The sequence below is a fragment of the Asaia bogorensis NBRC 16594 genome, assembly GCF_001547995.1.
Lineage (GTDB): Bacteria > Pseudomonadota > Alphaproteobacteria > Acetobacterales > Acetobacteraceae > Asaia > Asaia bogorensis.
Window position 1 is genome coordinate 1354573 of sequence record NZ_AP014690.1, and the last position, 13538, is coordinate 1368110.

The following is a 13538-nucleotide window of genomic DNA, read 5'->3' on the forward strand; positions in this document are numbered from 1 at the left end:
ACGTTCGAACTTCGGGCATCACAAGGCGTCGAGACACCGGCGCTGTCAACTGGCGTTATGTGAAATGAGGATGGATATTCCGTGAGACCCCTGTCACTGCTCGTCATTTTCCTTGGTATCGCCGGTCTGGTGCCATTTATCACCCTCGCTATGGCGGCCTTGTTCTGGGGTAGTCTGGGGCCAGTCACCCATATTGGCGTGGCGATGCTGGCCTATGGCGGCTGCATCCTGTCGTTCCTGGGGGCGGTTCACTGGGGGCTGGCGCTTGAGCAGCCTGCCATCATGCCAGCACAGGGCATGGGAGCGATTAACCGACGCAGGCTGTTCCTCGGTGTCATGCCGTCGCTCTGGAGCTGGATCGCCATCTATGCAGGCGTCGTCTGGGCACCGCGCGGCGGTATCCTGATGGAAATGATCGGCTTTGTTCTGGTGTTGATGGCCGAGCGCGCTGCCTATCGCAAGGGCGCCCTGCCTGCTGGATACTTCCCGTTCCGCGCCCTGCTGACGGCTGTCGTGGTGCTTTGTCTGGCCGCCTGCCTCAGCGCACCGCTCCAGCCTTACACGATCTGAAAGACAGGCTCGCAGATCACAGGGAAATTTACCGAGCGGGCAATGAAGCAATGGGCATGAGCCTGATCGTGCAGGCTTTGTGCCTGCTCGACCGAACTTCCGCTCGCCAGAGTGATGACGGGGCGCAGAACAGCGCTCTCAAATTCACCATCCCCTTGCGCGTTTTCCATCATCACGGCTTCGGCGGCGTCGCGATAGGCCGTCACGACAAGGCCGGCACCTGCAGCAAGACCGAGATACCAGAGCTTGTGGCAGGCACTCAGCGAGGCGAGGAGCAGTTCACCGGGATTCCAGCCCGTCGGATCACCATGAAAGCTGGGATCTGCCGAGCCGTGAATCACGGGTTTGCCTTCGGCCGCAATATCATGGTTGCGGCTATAGACATGCCATGAGCGCGTGCCGAGCCCGTGATTGCCGGTCCATTCGGTCTGAACCGAATAGACGTGTCGCTTAGAACCCATTGGACTTGGCAAGCCTGTCGAAAGCCTGGAGCGTTTTCAGGAGTTCGCGCATCTCTGAAAGCGGCACCATGTTCGGGCCGTCGCTCGGCGCCTGGTCGGGGTTTTCGTGCGTTTCAATAAACACGGCGGCAACACCGATAGCCACAGCGGCACGGGCGAGGGGAGGCACGAATTCACGTTGCCCGCCTGACGCACCACCAAGGCCGCCCGGCTGCTGAACAGAGTGTGTGGCATCGAAAACCACCGGATAGCCGGTCGAGGCCATGATCGGCAGGCCGCGCATGTCGCTCACCAGCGTATTATAGCCAAAGCTCGTGCCGCGATCGCACAGCATGATTTTTTCATTGCCAGTCGACGCGATCTTGGCTGCAACGTTGGCCATGTCCCAGGGGGCGAGAAACTGACCCTTCTTGACATTGATAGCCCGACCCGTTTCGCCAGCCGCGAGCAGCAGATCGGTCTGGCGGCACAGAAAGGCAGGGATCTGAAGCACATCGACTGCCTCGGCAGCAGGCTTGCACTGTTCCGCGCCATGCACGTCGGTCAGTACCGGACAGCCGAATTCCTCACGGATACCCGCAAGAATATCGAGCCCTTCGGCAAGGCCGATCCCTCTTTGCGCCTTGAGAGACGTGCGATTGGCCTTGTCGAACGAGCTCTTGTAGATCCAGCCGATGCCAAGATCGCCACAGATCTCGGCAAGACCAGCTGCCATATCGCGTGCATGGGCGCGGGATTCGATCTGGCAGGGGCCTGCAATCAGCGTGAAGGGCTGCTTGTTGCCAATGGTGAGCGAACCAAGGGTGATATCATTCATGCGAGGCGGGCTTTCTTGACGGCAGCCTCGATGAATCCGGCGAAGAGCGGATGCGGAGCGAAAGGCTTGGACATGTATTCCGGGTGATACTGCACGCCCACGAACCACGGATGATCCGGATATTCGACCACTTCCGGCAGAACATCATCGGGCGACATACCCGAAAACACGAGGCCAGTGGCTTCGAGCTGCTGACGATAATGCACGTTCACCTCGTAGCGGTGGCGATGCCGCTCACGCACTTCGGTCGTGCCATAGATTTCGGCAGCGCGTGAACCGGGCTTGAGCTTGGCCGGGTAGGCGCCAAGGCGCATCGTGCCACCCATTTCGCCATGCTCACGGCGGCGCAGCATCTCGTTGCCACGTGCCCATTCGGTCATGAGACCCACCAGCGGTTCATCGGTCGGGCCGAACTCCGTGGAAGAGGCCTTGTCGAGACCAGCCAGGGAGCGGGCGCACTCGATAACCGCCATCTGCATGCCGAAGCAGATACCAAGGAAGGGCACGCCGTTTTCACGGGCATAGCGCACAGCCTCGATCTTGCCTTCGGAGCCACGCTCGCCAAATCCGCCCGGCACGAGAATGCCGTCGACCCGACCGAGCGCTGCGATCGATTCGGGATTCTTCTCGAACGTTTCGGATTCGACCCATTCGAGGCGGACCTTGACGCTGTTGGCAATGCCACCATGCAGCAGCGCTTCGATGAGCGATTTGTAGCTGTCGAGAAGCGCCGTGTATTTACCAACCACGGCGATACGGACCTCACCATCGGGATGACGCAGCGTTTCGACAATTTTGGTCCAGCGGCTCAGATCGGGCTCGCCATCCACAGGCAGGCCGAAATAACGCAGCACCTCATTGTCCATGCCTTCCTTGTGGTAGGAAATCGGACAGGCATAGATGGTGTCGACGTCCAGCGCGGCAATCACGGCTTCGGGACGCACATTACAGAAGCTGGCGATCTTGCGACGCTCATTGGTCGGGATCGCGCGGTCCGAGCGGCAGATGAGCATCTGCGGCTGGATGCCGACATTCTGCAGTTCCTTGACCGAATGCTGGGTCGGCTTCGTTTTCAGTTCACCGGCTGCGGGGATGTAGGGCAGGAGGGTGAGATGCACGCACATGGTGTGCGCCGGGCCCAGATCGTTGCGCAGCTGACGGATCGATTCGAGGAACGGCAGGCTTTCGATATCGCCCACAGTGCCGCCGATTTCGACCAGCACGAAATCATAGCCATCGGTGCCAGCCACGACGGCTTCCTTGATGGCGTCTGTGATATGGGGAATGACCTGCACGGTCGCGCCGAGATAATCGCCACGTCGTTCGCGGGCAATCACTTCAGAATAGATGCGTCCCGTCGTGGCGTTATCGGCCTTTCGGGCATGAACCCCGGTGAAACGCTCGTAATGGCCGAGGTCGAGATCGGTCTCGGCCCCGTCATCGGTTACGAACACTTCGCCATGCTGATAGGGGCTCATGGTCCCCGGATCCACATTGAGATAGGGGTCGAGCTTGCGCATGCGGACCTTGTAGCCGCGCGCCTGGAGGAGAGCCGCAAGAGCCGCAGAAGCGATGCCCTTGCCGAGAGAGGAAACCACGCCACCGGTGATGAATACGAACCGAGTCATGGAAGGCTCTCCTACACCGGATCGTGTTCCGAGGGAACGAGAAGAATGCCGCCCGAGGACCCGGGCGGAAGAAATTTTTCGTTCTGTTGCGTTACTGCTTCGCAGGCGCCGCCGGAGCGGGTGTTGCGGCGGGCGTCTGGGTGGTCGTGCTGGTGGCCGGTGCGGCAGGCGTCGTCGGGGCGGGGGGCTGCGCCAGAATGTCGCTGCCTGCGTTCGTCGAGGCGCCGCGGTTCAGTACCGCGAGCAAAAGGCACAGCACCATGAAAACGCCTGCGAGCACTGATGTGGTGCGCGTAAGTAGATTGGCCGTGCCGCGTCCCGTCATGAACGATCCCATGCCCTGGCTGCTGCCAATGCCAAGACCACCGCCCTCGCTACGCTGGATAAGGATCACGCCGATCAGGGCGATAGTCACAAGGAAATTGAGAACGAGCAGCAGCGTGGTCATGTCCGGCTTTCATGTAAACGCAATATATATGCCGTCAGGACGCCGACGAGAGACCTGCCTTTGCGATGCCGAGAAAGGATTCGGCAGACAGGCTGGCTCCGCCGACGAGCACGCCCCCCACACCGGAAACAGCGAGGATGGACGCGGCATCTTCGGGCTTGACTGAGCCGCCATACAGGACCCGTGGTGTTTTGTCATCCGTTTCCAGATGACGACGCAGCACCTCATGAATCAGCGTCATGCGGGATTCGATATCCTGTTCGGTTGCCGCCTTGCCCGTGCCGATGGCCCAGATGGGCTCATAGGCCACGATGCCCTGGAACGATCTGGGCAGACATTCTACGATCTGGCGTGTCAGCCAGGCCTCTGCCTGTCCATCGCGTTTCTGGGTCGCGCTCTCTCCCACGCAGATGACCGGGCAAAGACCGAATTTCTGTGCCGTCACGGCCTTGCGTCGGATAAGAGCATTGTCCTCGTGATGATGTTCTCGTCGCTCGGAATGACCAAGCAGCACATGTCTGACCCCAAGATCTGTCAGCATGGGGGCGGAGATATCCCCCGTATAGGCTCCTTCGGCTTCGGCATGGCAGTCCTGCGCCCCAAGCCCGATGCCAGTTGATTGCAGGATGGGGGCAATGAGAGCTGTCAGGGTAAAGGGAGGGGCAAGCACGACGTCGCGCTGCGCCACAACGGGCCCGATTGCGTCTGCAATTTCGGTAGCAAGTTCCGAACCCCGACCGCGAAGGCCATGCATCTTCCAGTTGCCCATGATCATCTGGCGCATCATGTATCCTTCAACGATCCTGCATTAACCGGCGAGCGATGTTCCTGCTTAGCGGATGTTTTCCGACCGGAGACAGAGGGGAACGGCGATTGTTCGCCATCTTTGCATCATCTTATCGTCAGATGAGTGACAAGCGTTGCATCGGGCATGGGCGCTTGATGTCTTCCGGGCAAGGGCGCCGTCTGGTCAAGTCAAGCGTGTCAGACTATGGTCCTGCCATTCAATCCCTGGCGAATTGCGGATCCTGGACGCGTATGATTTCGACTTTGCGGCATCTTGTTGTCGATTCCTGGCTTGGGCGCATTATTGCGCTTCTCATTTTTCTGGCCTTCGTTGGCTGGGGCGTCGGCGATATGGTCGGCAGCTATAACGGTGATCAGGCCAATACTGCCGTGAAGATCGGGACCCGACAGATCGGGGCCCAGGATCTCGCCAATGCCATTCAGAACGAAATGCCGCGTGTTGCGCAGCAGATGGGGCTGAGCAACCCGTCCCAACTGACCCCGGCTGTGCGTGAGCAGGTTGCCCAGGGTGTGCTTCAGCGCATGCTGGCGCAGAACGAGGTTCTGGCCCTGGCGGACCGCAACGGCATGAAAGTGCCCGATGCTCTCGTTCGTAACGAGATCTTTGGCATGAGCGTGTTTCATGGCACGGACGGGCAGTTCGACCGCAAGCTCTTCAATAGCAAGCTGAGCCAGATCCATATCACGGAGCGTGATCTTCTGGCGAAGGTGCGTGATGATATCGGTGCGCGTAACCTGCTCGAAGGTCTTGGCAACGGCATGAAGGTACCGGGCTCGGTGCTTGATCAGCTTCTGTCCTATAATACGCTTGCGCATCAGGTGGACCTTCTGCGTCTCGACAGCGCCTCTGTGGCCGTGCCGGTCGCCCCCGAGGAGGCACAGCTTCGCCGCTTCTATGATCTGCATCCTTGGCTTTATCGTTCGGCAGAATATCGTCATGCCAAGCTTGTCCTGCTCTCGGCAGACACGATTGCTCGCACGCTCACCATTCCCGATGCCGATCTCAAGCGCTTCTACGAGTTCGAGATCCAGAAATACGATGTGCCGGAAACGCGTAGTCTCGAGGTGCTGACGCTTCAGGACCGGACGGCTGCCGAGGCCGTCCTGGCAGCCTGGAAAGCCAGTGGCGATTACGCCGCTCTTCAGAAGCAGAATCCGGCCGCCGCAGCTGTTGCCTTCCCCAATGCGCGCAAGGCCGATATCCCGAGCCCTGAACTGGCGAAGGCTGCGTTTGAAGCGCCTTCCGGCGTGATCGAAGGGCCGATCGAGAGCCCCGCAGGCTGGATCGTTTTCCGCGTCACGGCAATCAATGCACCGCACAAGACCGATTTCGACCATGCGAAAGCCGATATCCGTGATGAAGTGGCCCGCTCGCAGGCCCCGCAAATTCTTGGTGGACGCGTGGCTTCGCTGCAGGATGCCATAGCGGGTAGCGCGGACCTCGAGCAGATACCGACCGACATCGGCGCCGTGCCGGCTCAGGGGTCGCTCGATGCCCAGGGCCTGACGAAAGATGGTGAGGTTGCGCCTCTGCCGGGGAGCGATGCCGTCCGCAAGGCCATTATCGCGCGCATCTTCAGTCAGAAGAAGGGCGAGAAGCCCTCGCTGGTCAACGGCCCGGACGGCAGTGCCTTCGCGGTGCTCGTGGACGAGATCGAGCCTGGCCATGTGAAGCCCTATGACACCGTGCGCGAGCAGGTGGGGCATGACTGGCTTCGCGAGCGTCAGATGCACATGGCAGACGAGCGCGCCACCACGCTCATGCAGGCAGCCCGCAAATCGGGTGGTCTCGACAAGGCCGTGGCGGGCACGACCGATGAAGCTCAGATGCAGAAGGATCTGATGATCTCGCGCATGCAGAATGGTAACCTGCCATCTGCTCTTCTTTCGCAGATTTTTTCGACCCCGGTTGGCAAGACCGGCATGATGGCCGATGGTGACGCGCTGTATGTGTTCACGGTCAAGGCGACCAAGCCTGCAAGCCCTGAGAGCACCAAGGCGCTTCGCGCCTCCATGCAGTCTCAGCTGCAGGACACATTGCGCGCTGATGTGCCGGTGGTGTTTGTCCATTCGCTGGAAGGGCAGATCAAGCCAGTGCCGAACATGCCGGTGCTCCAGCAGGCGCTCAAGGCGGGAACCGGACAGGAATGACGACCGAATTTCTCACGCGTATCGAGGCTGCCGACCTTCTGACGCCGGTCGCGGCTTTCATGAAGCTTTCCTCGCTGGTGCCCGCTCAGGCGGGTGGCGGTGAGGGGCGTCCATATCGTCTGCTGTTCGAAAGTGTCGAAGGCGGCGCCGCGCGTGGGCGATATTCGGTCATAGCCCTGTTGCCGGATCTCGTCTGGCGCTGTGCTCATGGCGTTGCCTCAATCAACACTGCGCCGCACGACGCAGGGTCGGTATTTACCGAGATCGACGAGGCACCGTTGGTTTCCCTGCGCCGTCTCATCGATGAAAGCCGCGCCGAGTTGCCGGATTCACTGCCCACCATGATCGGGGGCGTTTTCGGCTATCTGGGCTACGACATGGTCCGGCAGATGGAAATCCTGCCGAATGCGCCGCAGGATGATCTGCACCTGCCCGATGGCGTGATGATGCGTCCGGGACTGTTTGCCGTGTTCGACTCGGTGCGGGACGAGCTGCACCTTGCCGTGCCCTTGCGCGAGGGTGGGATGAGCCGCGAGGCAGGTCTGGACCTGCTTGAGCGTGCCAGCAGGGCGCTCATAGCAGCGCCTCTCGATACGGCGCCTGAGCTGCCCGAAGGCAGCGTTCTCGACGCTCCGGTTTCGACCATGACGGCAGATGCGTTCATGGACAAGGTGCGCAAGGCTCAGGACTATATTGCAGCGGGCGATGCGTTCCAGATCGTGCCCAGCCAGCGTTTCGAGGCAACGTTTCCTCTGCCTGCACTGGCACTTTATCGTTCCCTGCGACGGGTCAACCCTGCGCCATTCCTGTTCCTTGTCGAGATGGATGGCTTCTCGCTCGTCGGTTCATCTCCTGAAATTCTGGTGCGGCTGCGCGATCAGGTTGTGACCGTACGTCCCCTCGCCGGAACCCGCCCGCGGGGTGCGGATCGCGAGGAGGATGAACGCCTCGAAGCCGAGTTGCTGGCCGATGCCAAGGAACGTGCCGAGCATCTGATGCTCATCGATCTGGGGCGTAATGACGTGGGTCGTGTGGCACGCATGGGGTCGGTCACGGTGCCGTCGTCTTTCGTGGTCGAGCGCTATAGCCATGTCATGCATATTTCCTCCACGGTGCAGGGTACGATTCGTCCCGAATGTGACGCGCTGGATGCGCTGTCCGCCGCTTTCCCGGCGGGAACACTGACGGGTGCTCCCAAGATCCGCGCCATGGAAATCATCGACGAGCTGGAAGTAACCCGGCGTGGTCCCTACTCGGGCTGCATCGGCTATGTCGGCGTTGACGGCGATATGGATACCTGTATCGGCCTTCGCATGGCGATCCTGCACAAAGGGCGGATGTATGTGCAGGCCGGGTGTGGTGTCGTGGCCGACAGCGATCCCGCCAGTGAGGAGATGGAGACGCGACACAAGTCACGCGCCATTTTCCGTGCGGCGGAGCTGGCCGTGATCCAGGCCAGCGGGGGTGGTGGCTGACGGGCTGAACCGCCGGAAAGTCAGGCATTGTAACGGAATTTGACCTTCACTCGAGACATCGCCATCTTAGTGCCATGATATTGCTGATCGATAACTACGACAGTTTCACCTTCAACCTTGTCCACCATTTCGGGGCACTGGGAGAGGCCTGTGACGTCCGTCGCAACGATGCCCTGAGTGTTGAGGAGGCCCTTGCCCTCCGCCCGGAAGCCATCGTGATTTCTCCCGGCCCATGCTCGCCCAACGAGGCCGGTATCTGTTGTGACCTGATCGCAGCGGCGGCACCGCATGTGCCGGTGCTGGGTGTCTGCCTTGGACATCAGGCGATCGGGCAGGTTTTTGGCGCGACGGTTGTCCGTGCGCCTGTGCCGATGCACGGAAAGGTCGACGGCATACGTCATGACGGCACCGGGCTGTTCCATGGTCTGGCCAGTCCGACGCAGGCGACACGCTATCACAGTCTTACCCTGGCACCCGAGACGATACCCGACACCCTTATCGTCAATGCCCGGTCGCAGGATGGCGTGATCATGGGCGTGCGTCACCGCACATTGCCGGTCCATGGCGTGCAGTTCCATCCGGAGAGCATCGCTTCGGAAGATGGCCAGATGATGCTGGCCAATTTTCTCAACATCGCCCGTGCCGCTCGCCAGAAGTCGCAAGCAGCCTGAATGACAATGCAGTCTGGTCGTCTCAAACAGGTCATGGGTCGGCTCGCCGAGGGGCGGCGTCTCACGGGGGAAGAAACCGAAGCGCTCTTTACCCTCATCATGCAGGGCGAAGTGCCCGGCGAGCAGCTTGCAGCCATTCTCATGGCGCTTCGTCTGCGTGGCGAGACTGTCGATGAACTAAGTGGTGCGGTGCGTGCCGTTCGGGCCTGCATGACAGCCCTGCCCGATGCTCCGGAAGGGGCAATGGATGTCTGCGGCACAGGGGGGGACGGGCTGGGCACGCTCAATGTTTCCACTGCCGTTGCTTTCGTGCTTGCAGGTCTCGGTGTGCCGGTGGCCAAACACGGCAACCGCGCCCTGTCGTCCCGGGCGGGAGCAACAGACACGCTCATGGCGCTGGGGATCGCCCCATGCGAGGATCTGTACGAGCAGGCGCGCCGCTTGCGTGAGGGCCGTCTGGCTTTTCTTGCGGCCCCCCTGCATCATCCGGCCATGCGCCATGCCGCGCCGGTCCGGGGGGCACTTGGCTTTCGCACGATCTTCAATCTGATCGGGCCGCTCTGCAATCCGGCTGAAGTCCGCCGACAGATGATCGGTATCTATGATCAGCGTTGGCTGCGTCCCGTGATCGAGACACTGGCATCGCTCGGTGCAGAGTGCGTGTGGGCCGTGCATGGCGAGACCGATCTTGGCGGGAGTGACGAAATCACCCTGGCGGGCTTGTCGCATATCCATGCCTGGGATGGAGGGCGCTTTCTCGATCTTGTCCTGACACCGGATATGGCGGGACTGCCGCACCGCCCCATCGCAGCGATTGCGGGCGGTGACCCCGCCCATAATGCCAGCAAGCTGCTCGACATGCTTTCCGGGCAGGAGGGCGCGTATCGTGATACTGTGCTCCTCAATACGGCTGTCGCCCTGCATGTCTCTGGCCGTTTCCCCATTCTTGAAAACGCGTCGATCGTCCCCACTCTCCTTCGCAGGAATGTCGAGGTCGCCGCAAATGCCATCGATACAGGGCTGGCCCTGTCGGCCCTCGTTCAGGCGCAGAAGCAGGCGCCCGATTCTGCCGTTGCGGTGCACCCCTCCCATTTGATCCAGACGTCAGGCTTGAAATGACCGATCATTCGTCCACTCCCACGCATGACACGCCCGCCGGCTTTCCTGATGTTCAGGTGCCCGGAACCATTGTGCAGGAAGAGACCGCATTGCCCGTTTCCGGCGTGGACATGCCGGATGTGCTGGCGCGTATCTGTGCCCGGACGCGCATCGATGTCGAACAGCGCTCACAGATCATGCCGCTCAAGGAAATCACGGCACGCGCCCGCGAGGTCAGTGTACCTACGCGTGGTTTCGGTCAGGCGCTCAAGCAGATGGCGGCCGATCGGCGTGTCGGGCTGATTGCTGAAATCAAGAAGGCCTCGCCTTCGGCTGGAATTCTACGGCCGGATTTTGATCCGGTTGGCATTGCGAAGGCTTACGAGGCGGCAGGCGCGATCTGCCTTTCGATCCTGACCGAAGGCTCGTGTTTTCATGGGTCGATCGAGGATCTCAAGGCGGTCAAGGAAATCTGCCCGCTGCCGATCCTGCGCAAGGATTTCATCCTTGAACCATGGCAGGTGCATGAAAGCCGCCTGATCGGTGCGGATTGCATCCTGATCATTCTCTCGGCCCTGACCGATGCCGAGGCTGCCGAACTCATCGCCCTTGCCCGTGGTCTTGATATGGACGTGCTGTGCGAGGTGCATGACGAGGCCGAACTCAATCGCGCGCTTGCGCTCGACACCTCGCTTATCGGGATCAACAACCGCAACCTGCGCACGCTCGTGACCGATCTGGACACGACAGCCAAGCTTGCCCCGCTGGTGCCGCCCGATCGTATCCTCGTTTCCGAGAGTGGTATCCGCACACTCGAAGATGTGACGCGTGTGGGTGAGGTAGGGGCCAGCGGCGTGCTCGTTGGCGAAAGTCTCCTGCGCGAACAGGATCCTGGCATCGCCGCCCGCCGTCTGCTCGGCACGCTCTAACGCACATATTAACAGCCCGGGTTGTGGACTTGCTCAACGGGACTGGTAAATACCGGTCCCTGAGTTGTGCATGACACAACGATCTGGCCCAGGAGATACTCAGCATGTCCGGCAAAGCCCATAAGGGAGCGGCTCAGCCGCTCGCCGATCACAACGGACCGATCCTGCCACTGGAGACCGTGCGCACGGCATATCGCGATATGCTTCTGCTGCGCCGCTTCGAGGAAAAGGCCGGACAGCTTTACGGCATGGGTCTGATTGGCGGTTTCTGCCATCTCTATATCGGTCAGGAAGCGGTTATCGTCGGTATGTCGCTGGCGATGAAGCCGGGCGACAAGATCGTGACCTCCTACCGTGATCACGCGCATATGCTGATGATGGGCATGAGCCCCGGCGGTGTGATGGCCGAGCTGACCGGACGCAAGGACGGTTATTCGCATGGCAAGGGCGGCTCCATGCACATGTTCTCGCGCGAGAAGAATTTCTATGGCGGTCATGGCATCGTGGGCGCGCAGGTGGCCATCGGTACCGGTCTGGCCTTTGCAAACAAGTATCGCGGGACCGATGAAGTGGGCGTTGCCTATTTCGGCGAAGGTGCCGCTCAGCAAGGGCAGGTCTATGAGAGCTTCAATCTCGCCGCCCTGCACAAGCTGCCTTGCATCTATGTGATCGAAAACAACCGCTATGGTATGGGCACGAGCGTTGAGCGTTCCAGTGCTGCGGCTCACAACCTGTCCGAAATTGGAGCGCCCTGGAAGATTCCGGGCCGCAAGGTGGATGGCATGGATCTGTTTGCCGTGCATGAGGCGGCTCAGGAAGCTGTAGCGCATTGCCGTGCAGGCAAGGGGCCGTTCCTGCTCGAGATGGAAACCTATCGCTATCGCGGCCACTCCATGTCTGACCCTGCGCGTTATCGCGATCGCTCGGAAGTCGAGGAAATGCGCCGCACGCGTGATCCCATCGAGGCGCTGCACAAGCTGCTGTCCGAGAAGGGCACGACAGACGAGGCGTTCAAGGAGATCGACGCCGAGGTGAAGCAGATCGTTAATGACGCTGCCGAATTCGCGCAGAACAGCCCCGAGCCTGATCTCTCTGAACTTTGGACCGATATTCTGGTGGAGGCGTAAGTTATGGCCGCTCCTGTTCTCATGCCGGCTCTTTCGCCTACCATGACCGAAGGCACGATTTCGAAATGGACCCGCAAGGCGGGTGACAAGATCAATTCCGGCGATGTCATTGCCGAGATCGAAACCGACAAGGCTACGATGGAAGTCGAGGCGGTCGATAGCGGTATTCTGGCAAAGATCCTCGTGCCGGAGGGCACCGAGAATGTTGCCGTGAACACGCAGATTGCCATCATCGCGGAAGAGGGCGAGGATATCTCGGCGCTGGAAAACGGCCCGGCCCCCGCCCAGACGACCCCGGTCCAGACCGCGGTTGAGGAGAAAGCCCCCCAGAAGCCGCAGGAACTGGTGGCGACACCGGACCGTGAATGGGGAGAGACCTCGGTTATCACGGTGCGTGAGGCCCTGCGTGATGCGATGGCCGCAGAGCTGCGTCGTGATGACGATGTGTTCCTGCTTGGTGAGGAAGTCGCCCAGTATCAGGGCGCCTACAAGATCAGTCAGGGTCTGCTCGACGAATTCGGTGAGCGTCGCATCATCGATACACCGATCACCGAGCATGGCTTCACCGGTATGGCCGTCGGTGCCGCTCTGACAGGCCTTAAGCCGATCGTGGAGTTCATGACCATGAACTTCGCCATGCAGGCGATCGACCACATCATCAATTCCGCCGCCAAGACGCTCTATATGTCGGGTGGACAGATGGGCTGTCCCATCGTGTTCCGTGGCCCGAACGGCGCAGCAGCGCGCGTGGGTGCGCAGCATTCGCAGTGTTATGCCAGCTGGTACGCCCATGTGCCCGGTCTGAAGGTCGTTGCCCCCTGGTCGTCAGAGGATGCCAAGGGTCTGCTGCGTGCCGCCATTCGTGACCCGAACCCGGTGATCGTTCTTGAAAACGAGATCCTGTACGGACAGAAATTCCCTTGCCCGGTGGATGAGGAGTTCATTCTGCCCATCGGCAAGGCGAAGATCGAACGTGAGGGCAAGGACGTGACCCTTGTGGCGTTCTCGATCATGGTTGGTGTGGCGCTTGAAGCCGCTGCCAAGCTGGCCGAGCAGGGCATCGAGGCGGAGGTGATCAACCTGCGCACCATCCGTCCGCTCGATACCGAGACGATCATCAACAGCGTCAAGAAGACGAGCCGTATCGTGTCGGTTGAGGAAGGCTGGCCGGTCGCTGGCATTGGCGCCGAAATCTGCACAGTGGCCTGTGAGCAGGCGTTTGATTATCTCGATGCCCCGCCTGCGCGCGTCTGTGGTCTGGATATTCCGCTGCCCTACGCTGCCAATCTCGAAAAACATGCGCTTCCGCAGCCTGACTGGGTGGTGGACGCGGTTCGCAAACTGTTCTGAGGGGCT

The 13538-nt window shown here is 60.7% G+C and carries 13 protein-coding genes; 8 read left to right on the forward strand and 5 right to left on the reverse strand.

All coding sequences use genetic code 11. The features are described 5' to 3' along the window. Positions 1 to 81 precede the first annotated feature (81 nt). On the forward strand, positions 82 to 570 hold the full coding sequence (locus Asbog_RS06055) for a DUF3429 domain-containing protein (protein ID WP_146926579.1): 489 nt from the start codon (positions 82 to 84) through the stop codon (positions 568 to 570). Here the strand turns inward: Asbog_RS06055 and Asbog_RS06060 are convergent. The 5 genes from Asbog_RS06060 to tpiA form a co-directional block, all read right to left on the reverse strand. Further along, complete coding sequence (locus Asbog_RS06060; protein WP_023977383.1) at positions 558 to 1031, reverse strand: OsmC family protein; 474 nt, start codon at positions 1029 to 1031, stop codon at positions 558 to 560. The two genes, Asbog_RS06055 and Asbog_RS06060, sit on opposite strands and share 13 nt — an antisense overlap. Next, positions 1021 to 1848, reverse strand: coding sequence for a 3-deoxy-8-phosphooctulonate synthase (gene kdsA / locus Asbog_RS06065; protein WP_062164444.1), 828 nt, complete (start codon positions 1846 to 1848; stop codon positions 1021 to 1023). Before kdsA ends, Asbog_RS06060 begins: the two co-directional genes overlap by 11 nt. Next, the gene (locus tag Asbog_RS06070) at positions 1845 to 3476 is read right to left on the reverse strand and encodes a CTP synthase (RefSeq protein WP_023977381.1); all 1632 of its coding nucleotides are present in this window, start codon (positions 3474 to 3476) and stop codon (positions 1845 to 1847) included. The genes kdsA and Asbog_RS06070 overlap by 4 nt, the downstream gene beginning before the upstream one ends. Positions 3477 to 3567: 91 nt before the next feature. Beyond that, a complete protein-coding gene (secG, locus tag Asbog_RS06075) occupies positions 3568 to 3924 on the reverse strand; it encodes a preprotein translocase subunit SecG (protein ID WP_062164445.1) in 357 nt (118 codons plus the stop codon). A 34-nt stretch (positions 3925 to 3958) separates the two neighbouring features. Then, positions 3959 to 4708, reverse strand: coding sequence for a triose-phosphate isomerase (tpiA, locus tag Asbog_RS06080; protein WP_062165740.1), 750 nt, complete (start codon positions 4706 to 4708; stop codon positions 3959 to 3961). 254 nt (positions 4709 to 4962) lie between these two features. Here tpiA and Asbog_RS06085 point away from each other — a divergent pair, with 254 nt between their 5' ends. The 7 genes from Asbog_RS06085 (at position 4963) to Asbog_RS06115 (ending at position 13532) form a co-directional block, all read left to right on the forward strand. Continuing rightward, entirely contained in the window at positions 4963 to 6882 is a 1920-nt protein-coding gene (locus tag Asbog_RS06085; protein WP_171840667.1) for a peptidylprolyl isomerase, read from the forward strand. Then, complete coding sequence (locus tag Asbog_RS06090) at positions 6879 to 8357, forward strand: anthranilate synthase component I family protein (RefSeq protein WP_062164447.1); 1479 nt, start codon at positions 6879 to 6881, stop codon at positions 8355 to 8357. The genes Asbog_RS06085 and Asbog_RS06090 overlap by 4 nt, the downstream gene beginning before the upstream one ends. A gap of 74 nt (positions 8358 to 8431) precedes the next feature. Continuing rightward, on the forward strand, positions 8432 to 9028 hold the full coding sequence (locus Asbog_RS06095; RefSeq protein ID WP_062164448.1) for an anthranilate synthase component II: 597 nt from the start codon (positions 8432 to 8434) through the stop codon (positions 9026 to 9028). After that, positions 9029 to 10147, forward strand: a complete 1119-nt coding sequence (gene trpD / locus Asbog_RS06100; protein ID WP_062164449.1) for an anthranilate phosphoribosyltransferase — start codon at positions 9029 to 9031, stop codon at positions 10145 to 10147. Further along, entirely contained in the window at positions 10144 to 11055 is a 912-nt protein-coding gene (trpC, locus tag Asbog_RS06105) for an indole-3-glycerol phosphate synthase TrpC (RefSeq protein ID WP_031239899.1), read from the forward strand. Before trpD ends, trpC begins: the two co-directional genes overlap by 4 nt. A 104-nt stretch (positions 11056 to 11159) precedes the next feature. Beyond that, entirely contained in the window at positions 11160 to 12182 is a 1023-nt protein-coding gene (gene pdhA, locus Asbog_RS06110; protein ID WP_023977373.1) for a pyruvate dehydrogenase (acetyl-transferring) E1 component subunit alpha, read from the forward strand. Between the two features lie 3 nt (positions 12183 to 12185). Further along, positions 12186 to 13532 (forward strand): pyruvate dehydrogenase complex E1 component subunit beta, encoded by a 1347-nt coding sequence (locus tag Asbog_RS06115; RefSeq protein ID WP_023977372.1) that lies wholly within the window; start codon positions 12186 to 12188, stop codon positions 13530 to 13532. Positions 13533 to 13538 lie beyond the last annotated feature (6 nt).

Excerpts from the sequence above, each read along its gene's own strand:
- Asbog_RS06060 (WP_023977383.1), bottom strand. The coding sequence starts at position 1,031 with ATGGGTTCTAAGCGACACGTCTATTCGGTTCAGACCGAATGGACCGGC.
- kdsA (WP_062164444.1), bottom strand. The coding sequence starts at position 1,848 with ATGAATGATATCACCCTTGGTTCGCTCACCATTGGCAACAAGCAGCCC.
- Asbog_RS06070 (WP_023977381.1), bottom strand. The coding sequence starts at position 3,476 with ATGACTCGGTTCGTATTCATCACCGGTGGCGTGGTTTCCTCTCTCGGC.
- secG (WP_062164445.1), bottom strand. The coding sequence starts at position 3,924 with ATGACCACGCTGCTGCTCGTTCTCAATTTCCTTGTGACTATCGCCCTG.
- tpiA (WP_062165740.1), bottom strand. The coding sequence starts at position 4,708 with ATGCGCCAGATGATCATGGGCAACTGGAAGATGCATGGCCTTCGCGGT.
- Asbog_RS06085 (WP_171840667.1), top strand. The coding sequence starts at position 4,963 with ATGATTTCGACTTTGCGGCATCTTGTTGTCGATTCCTGGCTTGGGCGC.
- Asbog_RS06090 (WP_062164447.1), top strand. The coding sequence starts at position 6,879 with ATGACGACCGAATTTCTCACGCGTATCGAGGCTGCCGACCTTCTGACG.
- Asbog_RS06095 (WP_062164448.1), top strand. The coding sequence starts at position 8,432 with ATGATATTGCTGATCGATAACTACGACAGTTTCACCTTCAACCTTGTC.
- trpD (WP_062164449.1), top strand. The coding sequence starts at position 9,029 with ATGACAATGCAGTCTGGTCGTCTCAAACAGGTCATGGGTCGGCTCGCC.
- trpC (WP_031239899.1), top strand. The coding sequence starts at position 10,144 with ATGACCGATCATTCGTCCACTCCCACGCATGACACGCCCGCCGGCTTT.
- pdhA (WP_023977373.1), top strand. The coding sequence starts at position 11,160 with ATGTCCGGCAAAGCCCATAAGGGAGCGGCTCAGCCGCTCGCCGATCAC.
- Asbog_RS06115 (WP_023977372.1), top strand. The coding sequence starts at position 12,186 with ATGGCCGCTCCTGTTCTCATGCCGGCTCTTTCGCCTACCATGACCGAA.